Origin of the sequence: Streptomyces fagopyri, from assembly GCF_009498275.1 — a bacterium.
In the GTDB taxonomy this organism is placed as follows: Bacteria; Actinomycetota; Actinomycetes; order Streptomycetales; family Streptomycetaceae; genus Streptomyces; species Streptomyces fagopyri.
The window spans coordinates 6,491,948-6,508,301 of sequence record NZ_CP045643.1 but is presented as its reverse complement, the minus strand read 5'-3'; the positions used below and the strand labels follow the sequence as shown (position 1 = coordinate 6,508,301).

At 66.9% G+C, this 16,354-nt stretch carries 14 protein-coding genes and 2 pseudogenes; 7 read left to right on the top strand and 9 right to left on the bottom strand.

The window, feature by feature from the left end; genetic code table 11:
- Window positions 1-286: 286 nt before the first annotated feature.
- The 4 genes and pseudogenes from GFH48_RS28090 to GFH48_RS28075 all read right to left on the bottom strand — a co-directional run.
- Complete coding sequence (locus tag GFH48_RS28090; RefSeq protein ID WP_153290899.1) at window positions 287-1,819, bottom strand: hypothetical protein; 1,533 nt, start codon at window positions 1,817-1,819, stop codon at window positions 287-289.
- A 234-nt stretch (window positions 1,820-2,053) separates the two neighbouring features.
- Window positions 2,054-3,100, bottom strand: a complete 1,047-nt coding sequence (locus GFH48_RS28085; RefSeq protein ID WP_153290898.1) for a beta family protein — start codon at window positions 3,098-3,100, stop codon at window positions 2,054-2,056.
- Window positions 3,101-3,740: 640 nt separating this feature from the next.
- Window positions 3,741-4,727: pseudogene (locus tag GFH48_RS28080) on the bottom strand (DEAD/DEAH box helicase); the annotation flags it as partial.
- Window positions 4,723-5,517: pseudogene (locus GFH48_RS28075) on the bottom strand (DUF6079 family protein); the annotation flags it as partial. The pseudogenes GFH48_RS28075 and GFH48_RS28080, both read right to left, overlap by 5 nt.
- A gap of 346 nt (window positions 5,518-5,863) precedes the next feature.
- On the opposite strand from GFH48_RS28075, the gene GFH48_RS28070 reads away from it, so the two are divergent.
- Window positions 5,864-6,136 (top strand): type II toxin-antitoxin system Phd/YefM family antitoxin, encoded by a 273-nt coding sequence (locus GFH48_RS28070; RefSeq protein ID WP_153290897.1) that lies wholly within the window; start codon window positions 5,864-5,866, stop codon window positions 6,134-6,136.
- Window positions 6,133-6,390, top strand: a complete 258-nt coding sequence (locus tag GFH48_RS28065; RefSeq protein ID WP_055511941.1) for a Txe/YoeB family addiction module toxin — start codon at window positions 6,133-6,135, stop codon at window positions 6,388-6,390. Before GFH48_RS28070 ends, GFH48_RS28065 begins: the two co-directional genes overlap by 4 nt.
- Before the next feature lie 39 nt (window positions 6,391-6,429).
- Here the strand turns inward: GFH48_RS28065 and GFH48_RS28060 are convergent, their stop codons facing one another.
- Entirely contained in the window at window positions 6,430-8,556 is a 2,127-nt protein-coding gene (locus GFH48_RS28060) for a tetratricopeptide repeat protein (protein ID WP_153290896.1), read from the bottom strand.
- Entirely contained in the window at window positions 8,553-8,963 is a 411-nt protein-coding gene (locus GFH48_RS28055; RefSeq protein WP_153290895.1) for a hypothetical protein, read from the bottom strand. Before GFH48_RS28055 ends, GFH48_RS28060 begins: the two co-directional genes overlap by 4 nt.
- Before the next feature lie 228 nt (window positions 8,964-9,191).
- Here GFH48_RS28055 and GFH48_RS28050 point away from each other — a divergent pair, with 228 nt between their 5' ends.
- Window positions 9,192-9,461, top strand: coding sequence for a hypothetical protein (locus tag GFH48_RS28050; protein ID WP_153290894.1), 270 nt, complete (start codon window positions 9,192-9,194; stop codon window positions 9,459-9,461).
- Window positions 9,454-10,092, top strand: coding sequence for a DUF6879 family protein (locus tag GFH48_RS28045; RefSeq protein WP_153290893.1), 639 nt, complete (start codon window positions 9,454-9,456; stop codon window positions 10,090-10,092). Before GFH48_RS28050 ends, GFH48_RS28045 begins: the two co-directional genes overlap by 8 nt.
- Window positions 10,093-10,139: 47 nt before the next feature.
- Here the strand turns inward: GFH48_RS28045 and GFH48_RS28040 are convergent, their stop codons facing one another.
- Window positions 10,140-11,015: a hypothetical protein gene (locus tag GFH48_RS28040; RefSeq protein WP_153290892.1), complete on the bottom strand. Its 876-nt coding sequence runs from the start codon at window positions 11,013-11,015 to the stop codon at window positions 10,140-10,142.
- A gap of 305 nt (window positions 11,016-11,320) precedes the next feature.
- The gene (locus GFH48_RS28035) at window positions 11,321-11,524 is read right to left on the bottom strand and encodes a DUF397 domain-containing protein (protein WP_153290891.1); all 204 of its coding nucleotides are present in this window, start codon (window positions 11,522-11,524) and stop codon (window positions 11,321-11,323) included.
- Between the two features lie 46 nt (window positions 11,525-11,570).
- Here GFH48_RS28035 and GFH48_RS39410 point away from each other — a divergent pair, with 46 nt between their 5' ends.
- The 3 genes from GFH48_RS39410 (at window position 11,571) to GFH48_RS39400 (ending at window position 14,142) form a co-directional block, all read left to right on the top strand.
- Window positions 11,571-13,376 (top strand): HNH endonuclease, encoded by a 1,806-nt coding sequence (locus tag GFH48_RS39410; RefSeq protein WP_228121003.1) that lies wholly within the window; start codon window positions 11,571-11,573, stop codon window positions 13,374-13,376.
- Between the two features lie 59 nt (window positions 13,377-13,435).
- On the top strand, window positions 13,436-13,654 hold the full coding sequence (locus GFH48_RS39405; RefSeq protein WP_322747005.1) for a DUF5710 domain-containing protein: 219 nt from the start codon (window positions 13,436-13,438) through the stop codon (window positions 13,652-13,654).
- 359 nt (window positions 13,655-14,013) lie between these two features.
- Window positions 14,014-14,142 (top strand): DUF6408 family protein, encoded by a 129-nt coding sequence (locus GFH48_RS39400; protein ID WP_228121000.1) that lies wholly within the window; start codon window positions 14,014-14,016, stop codon window positions 14,140-14,142.
- A 55-nt stretch (window positions 14,143-14,197) separates the two neighbouring features.
- Here the strand turns inward: GFH48_RS39400 and GFH48_RS28020 are convergent, their stop codons facing one another.
- Window positions 14,198-16,309, bottom strand: a complete 2,112-nt coding sequence (locus tag GFH48_RS28020; RefSeq protein ID WP_194280897.1) for a DUF2075 domain-containing protein — start codon at window positions 16,307-16,309, stop codon at window positions 14,198-14,200.
- Window positions 16,310-16,354 lie beyond the last annotated feature (45 nt).

Here is a 16,354-nt window from a genome sequence, read left to right as displayed (position 1 = left end):
GCGAGCGGATCGCGGTCGTAGGGCCGACGCGGGTTCGTGAAACCCCGCCACACGTAGGGCTTGCTCTCGTCCACCTGGACGCCGCTCGTCATGCGGCGAAAGCCGCTGAACAGGAGCGCCTGACACGTGCGCGCGCGAACGCCAGGTGAGCAGAACCGCCGTACCGACGATCGACGGGACGTCGAGTTCGGCCAGGACTTCTGCTCGTCGCCGCAGTCGTGGGCGTCCTCTGTGGCCCTGTGCCGCGAATGGACAGACCAGAAGGCGGCGTGGGCGGGCATTCGTGTCACGAGTCGCCGGCCGCAGCCGCCGTGCACCGGCTCGTCCCGGACGCGGCGGGCGTCAGCCGGACCTGGGATGCCCGGAGCTTGAGCGGCTCGCGGGTCGTCCGGTCCCACAGCATCGCGGTTCCGTCGACCACCCCGAAGGACAGGTAAGGACGTTCGGGTGAGAGGTGCGGCCCCTCGCCGGACAAGCGGGCCATGCGTACGGCGGGCTCGACACACGTCCACTCCGGTCCGATACCGAAGTAGGACGGCGGATCGTCACCGCGCTCGGTGGCCTGGGTCGTCCTGTCCACCGCCGTCCGGGCCGAATCGAGCGCCTGCAAAGTGACCACACCGAGCATCAACAGGAAGAAACACGCGTTCAGGGCGACATTCAACCGCTCGCCGGGCGCCGCGTAGAGGTGGTGCCGGTGCCGCGCGAATCCCCACCACGCTGGAACCACGAGCACGGGACTGAGAAGTGAGAGCACCTTCACCGCGGCCAGCACCCGCCAGACCGCCGGGACCTCGATGTCTTCGGGCGAGAAGGACAAACCATCCGCGTACAGGGCGTGGAGCACCGATCCTGCCGCCAGAAACGAAGACAGTGCCAGGGTCACCACCAATGGCACGACCCAGGCGGCCCACTCGCCCCAGCTCCACTGCCGTACGAGAAGCCACAGTCCCGCCAGCACACCGATCACGAGTGCCGTCATGAGGATCTGGCGTCGCGTCCAGCCCCGCTCATCACCGCCGAACGGCTCGAACACGGAAGCGACGAAAAACACCATCAACAGCACAACAGCCAGCGCACCGAACCTTCGGCCCCCACGGGAGAGCCGTGTTCCGGCACGCAAGCCACCGGCCATGCCTAGGCCTGCCACTGTCACCCAGAACCACCAGGCGAAACCGGATCGGCCGACTGCGAAGAGCAGCGCCGCAGCGGTCAGCAGCGACCAGGACACCGCATGGAAAAGACGGCGTTCGGTCTCCTCCTCCGGCCAGTACCTCACCGGGCCTCGCCAGCGACCGTCGAGAGGCCGGACTCCCACCCCGGCGATCTGAAGGGTGTGTGTCCGTGCCAGCCGAAGGGCCTGCCGCGGCTTTCCCGATACGATGCCGCCCACGTCGTACCGCCCGCAGAGCAGGGCCACGCGCGCGACAGCACGACGCCAGGAGTGCGGTGGATGGGCGCGACGCCACGCGCTGTCGACGACCCTCCATTGGGAGAGCATCTCGCGGTCGCGTCGGATGGGCTCTGCGAAGCGCACGTACGCTTCGAGTCCGGCGCTGCGCATGACTTTCCGCAACCGGTTCGCCGCCCCTCGGTCGCATGCCTTGGCGGCACCGAACAAGCGAACCTCGATCTCGAACACCCGGGCTGCGGGATCAGGATCCAGCGCCGATCCTCGGGGCTGTTCCCCGCCCGGTGAAGAGCCCCTCACCGGCCACCCCTGGTCATCGAAACGCCGCTGCGCTTCGTCCCAGTCGTCCGGGCCGCCCCGGATTTCGACGAGAGCACGGACCCTTTGGTCATAACGCGCCTGCGGCATGCGGGGCGGACTCCTCCTGTGCGGCCTGGTTCTGCGCGTCGGCCCGTGCCACGGGAAGGACAGGATGGCCATGCGTTTTTAAGTGCGCGGGTCGAGACCGCCCACGCGTGCTCCCCTCGCACCAAGGCTGTCGCGGACGGCCCGATTCCCGTCCGGTGGAGCCTACGTCAGCGTTTCGACTCCTGGACTCATTCTCGCCACAGGACCAAGTGCGTTGGCCAGAAGAACAGTTGGCTAACGATCGGCAGCCGGACTGATGCTCCGTGCCACGTAAGTCATGTGCTGCACCTGTGACTTCTCGTCCCAGACTGCATGGTTGCCCACGGTCCCCTCTCCTTCGGCTCGGAGGCACAACCAGCGCTCGCCGGCGCTCGCGTCCCGCCCCCGAAAGTCCGAAAGCGTGGTGAGAAGTCGGGCCGCGGCGCGGTTGGCGGTGTCGTGCCTCTTACCGAAGGGGATCTTCACCAAGTGGTACGAGCGCTCCGTCGTGTATCGCAGGAGCCCCCAGGGGGCGGCGCCTCCGGTCACGGGAACGGACACGTAGGCGGCCGGATGGGTCCCGTAGTCGCCGTATCCCAGCCGCGGCAGGTAGGGGCGTTCACCGTGGTGGATCTCGTGCCAGACGTCCCAGTCCGATCGTGGTTCCTCGCGCACCCTCCCCTGCCAGAGGTCGGTGTCCGGCGGCGGAAAACCACCGGCCAGGATCGAGATCGTGCGCCACGAGGTGAGAACGACCAGCGCGTCCAGGGCTCGTAGCGCCTCCTTCGCGGCGTCCGTCCGATCGGGCAGCACGGTCGCGAGGTCCAGGAACAAGTGGACCGGCACATGAGTGGGGAGGCGGTCCAGCAGTGCCGCGACGTCGGCAGCGGCCGGGTCATGCCATTCGCCGGGAAGCGGGACGCGAACTCCCAGACCCGCTTCTGATTGGCGGGCCACGGCGAGGGCGAGCGATTGCTGTGCTTCGGGCCGCCCCGGACCTGTGACCGGGCGCACATTGCGGCAGTCCCACCACTCGGGAGGCAGAGCCGTGGCAAGGACCTCGGCCTCCTCACGGTCCACGTAGGGCGCGTCCAGCCAGCCCGAGCCGTGTCCTTGCACGGCCGTGACGTATCTCGTATCGCGATCGATCCGGTCGGCCAGCGGTTTTGGCAGCATTCCGGGATGCGGATGCAGCGTCCACAGCGGTGCGACCCGGGTACGCAGTTCAGGATGCAGCGTGCGGTAGGCCGCCGCTGCGTGCTGTCTCGCCGGCAGGACGGGAACGTACAGCGGTACGGACATGGCGGCCCCCTCAGCACTGCCCCACTCATTGCCCTCCTTTCAGGGTGAAAGCCATCAAGGCCGCCGCAAAGGGCGCCAATCAGCCAACGCTCGTGCGCAGAAGATCCGTAGAGCGGCAGACCAGTCTGGCTGTACGCGGGAGAACGCCACCACAGCGCTATGACCTGCGCAAACTTTTTCGAGAAAGCTCTCGTGTGGCTACCTTGTTGGCTACGTAGGAAGACGTCCCGCCCTCGAACTGTCCGGGCGGCCTTCGTCCCTATTGGGGCCAGGCCGTCTACTCAATGCGCTCGAAGACCTCCGAGTGTCTCCATTCGACTGCCGGCGCATACTGCAGGCAGCCCCGACGGTGATCGCGTAGACCGCGAGCCCATCGAGAGCTGAGCGGCGCGGTACCTGTGCGATGTCGGCAGTCGGACACGATCCGATCCCGACTCGCCCCACGGCTTCGAGGCCACCACAGCGGAAACCGCCAACTGCTCCCAGGGCCGCGGATTCGATGCAACCCTCGCTTGACGCTCCTTCTCCGGCCACCAGCACACCTCCGCCTGGGTGACGCGCTCATCGAGTGGATACCCGGCAGTCGAGGCGCACGCAACAACTGGGATCCGTCCCAAACGGTCTTGGCTGTCTTTCCGAATCAGCCGTCGTACTGAAAGCGCGCCGACTCACCCAGCACCGAGCGGGCACTCTCGAAGTCGGCCAACCGCGCCGCCATCGTGGCCACGGCGAGGCGTTCCGGGAGGGCGGCGGAGAACTTCAGGCCGCGTACGGCCCGGCGGTCCACGTCGGGCAGCACGAGGTTCTCGCCGACGTTCTCACGAGCCACACGCCAGTCGGCCGGTGTGAGGTTCTCTCGCAGCCGCAGCCAGCTGTCCGTGGGCCGTTGGAGGGGATCGGTGACCGACTGGAGGGTGGCCGCCAGAGTGGCGTTGGCGCGGTAACCGGCCCAGGTCCACCAACGGGTGTCGGAGCCGACGCGCGTGATCAACGTGCCGCCCGGGTGGACGGTGTCAGGTGCGTCGGTTTCACGCTGTTCGTCCAGGCATGCCTCCGCACGCCGAGTGAGGAAGACAGCCGGGGTCGTGCCCAGCAGCACCTCGCGCATGGCACGCGTCAGGGCATACGAGAGTCCGGCGACGCCACCATTCATCCACTTGGCGATTCCGCCGCCGTCGGCCGGCTCGACGAAGACACGTTTACGCAGCCAGTCGATATATGTGACCTGCCAACTGCGCCCGCCGAGCAGCAACCGCCTAGGGCCGGGGCGCTCCTCCGTGAGCACGCTCGGGTCGGTACGGCCGATCTCCGTGCGTCCGGACAGGACGGTGAACTGCGGAGGCGCGGTAAAGGAGGCGGTGAGTTCGATGAAGTGCCTTTTGCCGAAGCGGCGTTCCGCTTCGGGGCCGACGAACAGCATCCCACCGTCACTGTCGAGGAAGCCCTCCTCTGCGAGGAAGCGCAGGATGGGCGCGGCCGACTTGTCGAAGGGTGCGAGGCCGTTCCACTGTCGGTCCCACAACTGGTCGCCGAGCTTGTGCTGTTGAAGGGTGACGGCGAGCAGTTGCTGGGCCACCAGGTGGCGTGGCTCCGGCGGAGGGACAACCGGCTCCACCCAGCCTCGCGATGAAGCCGTGCTCGTTCTCGGCGGCGTTCCTGGCGAAGCCGGGGAAGAGGTTGGTGCCGGCGTCGTTGACCAGCTTGGCCCGCAGCTCGGCCGGGGTGGAGGGATTGCGGAGGTTGAGCGGGGTGCCCCCCTCGTGGTTCTCCTCTGCGGCGAGCGCGGTGTCGAGGAGCTGCGGGGTCCAGGCGAAGCCCTCACCCCACGCGTCCGTCTCACCGTCGCCCGCGTCGCTGCCGCCCAGGCCGCGAATGACTGCCTCGTCACCGTAGGCAGCACGGTTGGCCCGGATGTCCGCGAAGAGGGAGTCGGTCCGGTACACCTGCGGGGTCGGGGCGTCCGGGTGCAGCTTCTTGACGTGCGTGACGTACCCGCCGAGCACCCGTTGTTCGAGGGCCTTCGCACCGAGCATGTGGTAGGGCACGAGCAGGAACCTCTTGCCGTCCGTGGTCAGCCACTCATGCTTGGCCAGCACCGGATCGAACTCGGTACGGGCACGGGCGGCCGGGTCGCCGCTGAGCAGCGCGTACAGCACGGCCACGAGGTGCGACTTTCCGGAACCGAACGAGCCGTGGAGGTAGGCGGCCTTGGAGCGGTGCCCGTCGAGCGAGGACTTGATGAGGGCCAACGCCTCGTCGAAGTTCTCCAGCAGTCGCTCGGTGACGACGTAGTCCTTGAGCGCGTTCTGGGCACCCTCGGGTGTCGTCGCCTCGGCGAGAGACAGCACGAAGTCCGAGGTGGAGATCTTCTCCTTGATGTCGATGACATCGCGGAGGAGGGGCGGCTGCTGGGCCATTACCGGTCACGCTCTCCATCTGGTGGTCGCCGCCACCGCTCGTCCTCGATCGTGCGGGATGTCCGCTGCCTGTTCGGCCGACCAACGGGGACAGCGAAGGCGACCGACCACAGCGAAGGCGGGCCGCTGCCCACCCACACCGGAAGCGTCCGGCCGCCAGGCAGGCGCTTGCTCCCCCTTGCGCCGTATACCCGCCTTCATACCGATCGATCAACCGGCAGCCCTCTCACCACTGGCCACGGGAATCAGATCGGGACTACTGAAGACATCTCGCTCCGCAACTCGTACCAGATCGTCGTACCATTCCAGTACCATTTTCCAGTACCACTAGAAGAGGATGCCGCAGATGACCATAAGCGCCAGCGAGGCCCGCAAGGATCTCTTCCCGCTCATCAAACGCGTCAACGATGACCACACTCCCGTCCGCATCAGCTCCAAGAGCGGCGACGCCGTGCTGATGTCCGCCGAGGACTACGACTCCTGGCAGGAGACCGTCTACCTGCTGCGCTCGCCCGCCAACGCGCGCAGCCTCATGGAAGCCGTCGCACGGGACAGGGCCGGCGAGGCCGTGGTCACCAAGACCATGGCCGAGCTGGAAGAGCTGGCGGGTGACGGGTGAGGAGCGTCCACTTCGACCCGGCCGGTTGGGAGGACTTCCTTTTCTGGCTCGGCTCGGACCGCGCCATGGCCCGCAGGATCACCCGGCTGATCGCCGAGATCCAGCGCACCCCCTTCACCGGCATCGGAAAGCCGGAACCCCTGAAGGGCGACCTGTCCGGCTACTGGTCACGCCGGATCGACGACGAGCACCGGCTCGTCTACCGGGTGGACGAGAAGGAGGTCAAGATCCTCAAGGCCCGCTACCACTACTGAGTCCGCCGTTCCCCGTAGCGGCACACGCAGGCCGTCACGTCATCGGCTCGACCGGTACGTGTCCAGAAGCTGCCGGCCCGCGACCGTGAAGGGGTGCTCGGGTCCCAGGCCGCGTTCCCGTCGTGCGACGACCTCGGTCATCAGCTCGATCGCCTCGTCGACCTGGCCGAGGGCGGCCCGGGTCCGGGAGAACAACTGCCGGGCCGCGAGCACGATCGGGTACTCCGGCCCGAAGCGCCGCACATACGCTTCGGTGACCCCTCGGATCTCGCTGTCGGCCTCGGCGAACCGGTTCAGGAGGTACAGCGCCCAAGCGTGGTTGTGCCGGGCGCCCAGAGTCACGGTGTGGTCGGGGCCGAGGCTCCGATCGCATTCCGACGGCAGCGTGAGCAGGGTGCCGCCCTCCTCGGTCACCACGTCGGCGGCCGGCAGCATCTCCAGCAGGCTGGCGCGGGCCCGCAGGGTCAGCGGATGCGTGGGGCCCAGCGTCGAGCGCCGCCCGGCGACGGTGGCGCGCAGCAGCGCGACAGACTCCTCGCGTCTGCCGAGGTTCGCCAGCACGAGCTGGAGGCCGTAGCCGCTGTCCGTGGTGTCGGGGTCGTCGGCGCCGAACAGTCGCTCCTGTGCGTCCCGGACCGCGCGGAGCGCCGCTTCCGCCTCGGCGTACCTGCCCAGCCGGAAGAGTGACCGCCCTGCCCTGGAGCGGGCCGCGAGGACCGTACGGTGGTCCGCGCCGAGGAGGCGCTGTGCGAGGTCCGCCGCGCTTCGGGCGGTCTCCCAGGCGGAGAGGTAGTCACCGGTCCGGTGCAGGGCGACGGACAGCCGCGTCGCGACGGCCAGGGCGTCGGCGGCGGACGGCCCACCGATGTGCCGCAGCAGGGCCAGCGCGTGAGGTACCAGCAGGCGCAGCGGCGGATCGTACGGACCCGCGTCGGGTACGCCGGGCACGGCCGCGTCGAGCAGCCGGACGGCTGTCGTGTCGAGGGCGGGCGCCAGGTCCACGGGGGTCGCGGCCGAGACGCTGTCGAGCAGGATGCCGTGACTCTGTACGCAGCGCACGCCGGCGGCGTCAACCAGTTCGGACAGCGACTGGTCGAGGAGCGCTCTGAGGGCCGTCTCCGTTCGGGCACGAGGCAGTACGGCGCCGATGTCGGCGTGGTTGAGCAGAGCCAGCGGCAGCGGCTCCGCGGCGAACCGGGCCAGCAGTCCGAGCAGGGTCGCCGCTTCGGGCAGCCCGCGCGCTTCGAACGCGTCGAGGGTCAACTGCCAGGTTAGGCCGACCAGCTGTCGGGGGTCCGCTTCGGACAACGCGTCGGCTCCCCGGTCGATCAGCAGGACCCGTTCATCTCCGTCGAGCTGGTCCCCGTAGGCGTCCATCGTCCAGGGGTCGATGACCTGGTGGGAGAGGAAGCCGCCCGCCAGGGTGAGGGCGAGGGGCAGCCGCCCGAGCCGGTCCGCGACCCGCGCCGCCTGCTCCGCGGTACCGCTGTGCGGTGCGAGATCGCGCAGCACGAGCGCGGCGTCCTCTCGGGGCAGTACGCCGATGTATTGCAGTTCGGCGCCCGGCCACCATCGGGCCGACGCTCGCCGTGTGGTCACCAGGACGGTGCCGCGCGGGCTGGTACGCAGCCAGTCGCCGTCCCGCAGGATCTCGGGCTCGTCGGTGTTGTCCAGGACCAGTAACCAGGGTTCGGCGGAACGGTCGAGATACGTCCAGACGAGATCAGCGGCGGGTCTGAGGCCGTTGCGCGCGGCGAGCAATTCGCCGTCGCTCGCCCCTCGGTCGGCGGCGACGGCGAGCATGCCGGCGCGCAGGCTCGCACGGTCAGAGGCGTTGACCCAAAGGCCCACCCGGCCCTGTTCACCGGTGACCTCCTGGAAGAGGGCGCAGGCGACCGCTGTCTTGCCCGAGCCACCCATGCCGTACAACACGTAGACCTGGCCACCGCGCTCCGCCTCGACGCTCGCCCGCAGGCGTTCCATCACCTCGCTGCGGTCGCGCAACGCGACGGGGCTCCGGCCCACTGCCGGGCGCCGCACCGAGTCCGGTCCGCCGTGCTCCGGCCCGTCACCGCCGTAGTGGTGGTGTTCGCTGATGTGCTGGTCGCCCCGTGACTGGTAGACACGCCCGTGGTCCTCGGCGTGGCCGTCCGTCCCGCCCGTCATCGCTCGGCGATGTGCTGGTCACGTCCGGCTTGGTAGACACGGGCCTGACCGGACGCGGTGGCGTGCTGGGTGATCTGCCGGGCGGCCGAGCCACCAGGATCGAGTTGGTCCAGCAGTGCGCGCAGTTCCTCGACGGCGGCGGGCCGGGCCACGAGCAGCCGCCGCACCGACCCCTGCCACTGAAGGCGCAGTTCGTCCAGGGTCTCCTGGTCGTCCGCCGCCGCGGCGGCCAGCACATCCTCACGACAGACCGTCAACTCGGCGGCGACGGTCTCGGCGCGCTCGGGTTGCGTCCGACGCCAGAGCTGCGTGATCCCGTCACGCACACGGTGCCAGGCATCGGTCGCCATCAACGTGACCAAGGTGGCCCCCGCGCTCTGTGCGAGCAAGGTCACTTCTGAGTCCACAGCAGTCCCTCCGTTCACCCGATTTTCCGACAGCACGGCCGGAAAGTGTCACCTTTTGGGCGTTGACCTGATTTTCTTTCCGATCAATATCATTCCAGCCTTGAGCGGCACGAGACAAGCATGAATCAATCGTCCCCGTTACCCTCACGGGCCGGTTCCCACACATGGCCAGACAGGCAAGTCAGACGCTACAGTGAGGCATCCCGACACATCGAGGGGGCGATGGAAATGGCCAGGCCATGGGAAGCGGATCCGGACACGAGTTTCAAACGGCGACTGGGAAAAACACCCCAGGAGCTCGGAAACACGACTGGAACTCCCGACTGCCCCGACATCTGGGAACTCGCCAACGGCGATATCGCCGTCATCGGCCGGGACCTCACCCAGTCGCTCGGCAGGAACCTGCCCGACGGGGTCTCGATCGGGTCGGACGAACGCCTCGTGGTCATCCCCAGGAACATGCTCATCGCGGCGAAGCCGGACATCCCCGGTGTTTGACTCCTTCCCAGGCGGCGCCTCCGAACGCCTGGACCGCCCGACCTACCACGCGGACTTGGGCCGGGTCTACACCAGCGGGATCGGCTTCCTCAACAAGCTCGAGCGCGGCCAGCACTTCGCAGAGCGCGGCTTCCCGAGCTGGGAGGCCTTCGTCAGCGGCGACTGGGAGCGGGCTCTGTCCCTGGCCGAGGAGAGGCGCGAGGACTACGCCCAGGAACTCCGCCAGGCGTCGCGACTGGGCGTCACGCACCGCCGCCTTCGCGTCGTGGAATTCCCGGTCACACCGTATGTGCAATGGGAATTGCACGTCCTGCGCGTACGCGTGGACGTGGGCGATGACATCAAGGTTCTCGACGCTCGCGAAATTTCGAACATCGAGCGGACCCGTCCGGTTCCAGAAGTAGTTATTCTCGGTGACGTGGTGATGTATGAGGTCGTTTATGACAAGGACGGAAATGCGGACGGAGCCAACCGCTGCACCGACGGCTCACTGATCCGGGAAACGAACGCCGGATTCGATGCGCTTTATGAGCGCGGTGAGGGATTCTACGATTTCTTCGACCGGGAGATCGTCACCCTTGCCCCGCCCCAGGCGTCCGGCGCTCCGACGGGTCTTCGCGGTTCACGGTGATCAGCGAGGCGGGGTGACGAGCGAGCTCTCGTGGTGCGCTTGCGGTGTCAGGGCTGAGGTTCCTCCAGCTTGGCGGCAGGGGCGTCCGATCCGTGCTGTTCACCGTGTCCTGTCTCGAAAGGCTCGTGGTCTTCGACGACTTCCCCGTCCACGACTTCCCCATCCATCGCTTGGTGCGACGGCTTCGCCAGCGGCAAGCTGGAGAGGTGCTTCTTGAGCCTCTTGGCCATCGGGAGGTAGGTCGCAAAGGTGAGCCCGCCAGAGACGGCGGCCCCGATGAGCGGAATGGCCTTCGAAACGGTCTTCGCGAAGGTCTGCTTCGTCATCTGAACACCGATGTAGCCCGCGACCTTCTTCACTATGGGGTAGATGACGCCATGGGTAAGTGCCTTCTGGGGCAGCTTCTTGGCGACCTGCTCCGCCATCATCCCGGCGACCTTCCCCACGGCCGCGTTCGCCGACTGGGTACCGAACATCACGCCGAAGAACAGCGTGAGCACCCCCATGGTCGCGTCGTCGACGTCATCGCCGTCGTCGGAGAACAGATCGGGCCAGCTGTAGAGGTACGCGAGTTTCTGCGCGATACGCAGCATGTGGCCGAAGTACTGAGCCATGTCGGCCGGCACAGTGGCGGGAAGGGCGAAGACGCCGGGTATCCCCGCGGCCGCGGAGAGAGCGCTGACCTTGGCGGTTTCGAAGCGGATGGAGTCGTTGGCCACCTTGTCGAGAACGTCGTCAGCGATGCCCGCCGCAGCGGGGGTCTCTTCTATCGCTCTTCGGATGTCGTCCTCGGAGCAGTGGCGAGCCAGCGCACTGCGGAGGTACGCCTCCCTGTTGATACGCACACCCGGAAGCTTCGCTGCACTCACCAGCACCGCGGAGAAGCGTGACTCGGGGTTCTCGATGTCTTTGCCCTGTTTCATGGCAGGAACTTACAGTAGCTCTGCGCTCCAAGGGCCGGACTGCGTATGCCCAGTTGTGGCTTCTTGATGTAAGTGGTGTGGCGTGCGAGCTGGGTCCATCACGATACCGATCGTCACCCGGGAAGGCGACTCCCGTCGCGAACCGACCGTCTCTGGACGGACGTTGAACGTCGTGGCAGCCAGCGCCGGCGCGACTCCCGGGGAGCAGGGCCCGAGCGCTGCGAACGTTCGGCGGAGGCGGACATGCGCAGGGCCCTCGGCAAGCACATGCTCACCGGAAGGCCCTGCCATCGGTGCTACCCCTGTCAGAGTGCAGCGAACTCGACGAACGCGGCCCACGTCGTGGGTTCTACGGCCAGTGCGGCGCGGGTTGTGTCCTTTGAGTCGCGGACGTGGACCCTGACTGGGGCAGCGGCAACTTCGACACACTGACCGCCCTCAGCGCCGCTGTAGCTGCTCTTGACCCAGACAAGCGCAGGCGCGGGACCGCGCTTTGCTTCAGCGTTCATCTCTTCGCGGCAGCACTTGTCATACCTACCTACTAATGTCCTCGATATGGGACTTGGGGATATCACGCGCGCAGGCGTACTCGCTGCGGTCGCGGAGTGTCAGGGCTTGGGGCGCGAAACGTTTCGCCGCAGGTACGGCTTCGGGCGGGCATTGGCATACACCTTGGTCACAGACGGAGAGAGCTACGACTCGAAGGCCATAGCCGGCGTAGCCCATATGTACTCAGCCGGCGCCCTGCTGTCGGCCGACGACTTCAGTGGAGGTGCCCGCACAGTGGCACACCGCCTGCGGGCACTCGGCTTCACCGTGGAGGACGGAAGCACCGCCGCGGACCGCCCCCAGCGCGTGGAGCCACAGATACTCCTCCAGCCTCGCGGCGGGGCCCGGCTTCGAGGGGCCCAGAACTTCGCCAAGTCGGTACGCCAGGGCATCCGGATCGCAGACATCCAGGATGTTCTCGGCGACCAGGCGGCCACACTAAATGTCCTGTATCCAGACGGAATCGCTCGATTGTGGGGTGCCACTCCTACCGCGCAGGCCGACAACGAGAAAGTGCGAGCCCTGCGAGATCGCCGCGTCGGTGACGATGTGTACTTCTATACGGCGAACCGCTTCTTCGCTCGTGCACGCATCCTTCATCTGTTCACGAGCTCGCCTGTGGCACGAAAAGTCTGGGGAGCCGGCGAGGACAACGCCACTTGGGAACACATCATGGCGTTGGGGGACGTCGAGGAATTCCCCACTCCTGTCCTGGCAGCGCCCATACTGCGCCGCATGAAGGTCCCAGCGCCCCTGCGGAGCCTCACGCTGCGGCCCTCCGAGACCTACCGCAGCGTTCTCCAACTCCTACCGAGGGAAAGACAGCCGGTAGGTCCCTCATCGGCGGCGGCGCCTTCAGCCATACCCCACCAGCTCACCACGGAGAGTCTGCTGCAGCGACTGGGCTCCCTCCGCACTCATCGTCAACCAGGAAGCAAAACGCCCAGCCGCCACCAGCCATTGGCTTTGCTGTGGGCGATATCCCGGATTTCTGCAGATATGCCTCGCCTGACGCCCTGGGCCCTCTTCCGAACCGAAGTGAGCCCGCTCCTCGCCGAGTTCGGACTCCCCGGTTCCCAAGTCACACCCGAGTACCCCTTCTGGCACCTGCGTGGCAGCGGCCTTTGGGAGGTGCACGGGATGGAGCGTGACGCCGGTTCTGCCCCTGGAACAGGCGCCCTCGACACGCACCAGCCCGTCGCCGGTCTGGCCCACACAAGCGCTGAGTTGCTGAGGGACCCCCTTACCCGTCTGCAGGCCGTGATCAAGCTGTGCAACACCTACTTCGACGGTGTCGACCAGCGCGAGTTGCTCAATCGGGTAGGCCTCGCCGGATACGCCACGGCTGACGGCCTGGTCGATGGGGACAACGACGCTGACGGCCAGCAGGGTGCCGCTGCGACCGAGCGTGCGACCGGTCCAGCCGCACGACGGACGCGCACCTCCTCACAGCTTGTTCGCGACGCCGCGATCGCCACGCGGGTCAAGGAACTGCACGGCCAGGCCTGCCAGGTGTGCGAGACCCGCCTGCAGTACAGGCGCAGGCCCTACAGCGAGGCTGCCCACATACGTGGCCTCGGATCCCCGCACGACGGTCCGGACGAACAGCCGAACCTGCTCTGTCTCTGCCCCAACCACCACGTTCTGTTCGACGGGCTCGAGATCTACGTCGACGTCGACGGGATCGTGCGGCAGACACACGGAGGCGATTCCCTGGGACACCTCCGCCGGCACCCCGACCATTGGATCGACGAGGAGTACCTGCAATACCACCGAACTCTGTGTGAGCTCAACAGGCTGACGATGAGCTGACGGCTCAGACTCGACGCTCACCACTCGGCACTCTCGTCCCGACGGCATGGGAGTGCCGAGTGCCAGCCCGTCCGTCAGGCTTTCACAACCCCGTGCCGCCCCACTCGCCAGTTCCCAAAGCTTCTCCCGTGGGTTCGGGAACAAGCGCGAGCACGTCGGATGGAGGGGGCCCTGCCACTGGAGAGCGCCTCTATCTGGAAGTCCCTTACGCGGACAAGGGCGAGGCGAAGGAGCGGCTCGGCGCACGATGGATCGTGATCGCCGTAAGTGGTATGTAGACGCGGCCAAGGTGAGCCGTGAGCAGGCCGCGCCGGTTGCCGCCGTCATCGTGCCTTCCGCCGAACGGTCGAAATGCCAGCCGGGTTGGTCGGCAGACGGCACCGCAGGCGATGTACAGACCGGTCGCCCCTCATGCATGAACACTGCGCCTCACCCATGCCACTGCACAACTCCGGTTGCAGTAAAGTTGGTTGTGCTGCGCGTCCTCCCGGAGGTGTACGAGCGCGGAGTTCATGTGCCGGTCGGCGGCATGTGAGCAGTGGTGGTGAATCGCCGTGCGGACTCGCGCGGTGTGTGAGCGGATGCCCGGTGGGCCGTCCCCCCACCATTCCTGCTCACCGCCTAGGAGTGGTCACCTGTGAACCCTGCCGAGTACAAGCCTGCGCGTTTCGCCTTGGTCCGTAAGGTCCTGGTGGACGTCGCCATCAGTGTCGTCGCCAACGTGTTGGTGGTGGCGATGATGTCGGCAGCGCACCTGCTTTTCTGAGCAGGCGAGTGGCGGGCGCCCGGGGGTGCCCGCCACTTCACTTCGAGCGCAGGACTCAGAACAACATCATTTCGTTCTTCAATTTGGCCTTGCTCTGTGCTCGTCGGGCTCTGCGGCTTCGCGCGGCCCCGCTGTTCCGCGCGATTCTCAGCTCGGGCGGGATGGTCGCCTGAGTCGGCCGGAGCCCGTGTACGTCGACCTCCCCGACCAGTTTCCTGAGGTGCCGCCGGGTCTCCTCGTCGGTGGAGTAGAGGACGGTCGCCCGGCTCGCTCTGGTCAGCAGGACGTGGTATGCGTGACGCACGCAGCGCGCGAACTCGTCGTCGTCGAGGGTGCTGACCCGGACCTTCGGATCGAGCGACCCGGGCTTCGCGACCCGCATCACGCCGGCTTTCGGGTCCTTGCGCTGCTTTCCCCGCTGAAAGACCCAGCGGTCGGTACGCCAGACCATGTCATCGCCCATGATCACCCCGCACCAGTCCCACTCGAGCCCTTGTGCGGTGTAGACACAGCCGATCTGCCCGATACCGGCATCGTGCACGGGCCAGATCCTCGACGGAGGCTCACCGTTGGCGCAGAAGGACTCGCTGGACGCGTTCCACGGGCGGTGCCAGCCACCGATGCGCACGTCATTCTCTAGGTTCTTGTTCGCGTCCGGCTTGCTCCAGGGCCAGCAATAGCCCGCCACCATGCGGGCGGTCGCTCCCGCATCGAACTCGGTGCGGACGACGTGCTCCATCTCGTCGGGCGTGTCGACGACCTCGATATGCATGAGTCCGTCCGGGACCCACTCGTGCGGCTCCTGCGCGGAAACACCGAGCAACGCCCGAGCCCAGCGGAGGTAGGCGTCGCTGCCTCCGCATCGGTACTGCTCCGTCAGACGGTAGTGACGGACGACCGCATCGCGGCGTCGCGCGGCGTCCTCGATGAGTTCCGCGGTGCCGACCTCCTGCGGGCGCACGGTCTGACCGGCGTCCAGAAAGAAGACGGTCAGACGTGACGCGTCGAGCAGTTCGTCCACCTGTGGCTTCGTACCCTGCTTCTCCGTGGGGAGGCGGTAGTTGGTGGTCCTGTCCCGTAGCCGGTGCGCCTCGTCGCAGATCAAGACGTCCAGCGGCGGATTCGGTGGCGTCACGAAACTGCTGAAGTACGCGAAGCGTTCCCTGAACTCGGCCTCGGTGTACCCGACGCTCTCCTTGATCGCGGCGTTGAAGGCCCGCGAACCACTCGCGTACTTCACTGTTCGACCGGCGGCTTCGAGATCGGCTCGTAGTTGTAGCCCGATGGCACTTTTCCCCGTGCCTGGTCCTCCGCTGACCAGGAAGACGGCGTGCTGCGGACGTGGCACGATCGCCTCCCGGTCCGGGCTGTCCAGAATCAACTCCGAAGCCTCGAGTACGTCATCAGCCACCTTTTTCTGGCGCCCCCGCAAGGTGAAGACCGTGTCCTCTCCGCACGAGTTGACCATGGCGTCGAGAAGCGGCGTGTTACGGAGGTTCATCCGGTGCAGTATGTACTCGGCCGCCGAGTAGTCGTCCTCTGCGCTGAAATGGCTCTGCAGGTCCTTGAGAAGTCTGTCCCGGGTATCACTCGTATACGTGTACGCGTATGGACCTGTAGGCGCGTCAACGCCGAGCAGTGGCCGGACGGATTCATCCGTGGCGTTGTGCAGATACGCGAAACCACCGCATTCGAACCGCAGCCCGCGCAACGGGCCTTCGGGGCCGGTGAACAGCACGTGATATTGGCTGAGTTGGAGGGCGGGGTGTTTGACAGGATCTTCGATCCCGTCGACGTATACGAGATCGGCTGTCGCGGCCTCCACCCTCGTCACCGCCGACCACTGCTTCAGCTCGACGAGTTGCACGGAAAGGACGCCTTCCGCCGGGTGCCTGCCCACGAGAACCACGTCGATCTGCCCGTCGGCGTCTGGAGTTTCGGATTCCTCCACGGTCGGCGAGCATTCGACGATCATCTCGACGTTGCCCCGCTCGGCGGCCACCAGATCCTCAGCGAGGGAGACGAGGCTGCTGGCCCACGCCTGGCGCTCGCCGTCAGAGGACTCGCCTCGTCCGAAGTGCACCCAACGGGCGGCCAGGTGCGGCACCAGACGGCGCCGTGCGTGTAAAGCGAGCAAGTCCCGTGCTGTCAGGCGCAGCAGGAGCATGGACACGAGATGGTTCCCCCAGGGCACGAGTGACTCGTGCGGGTG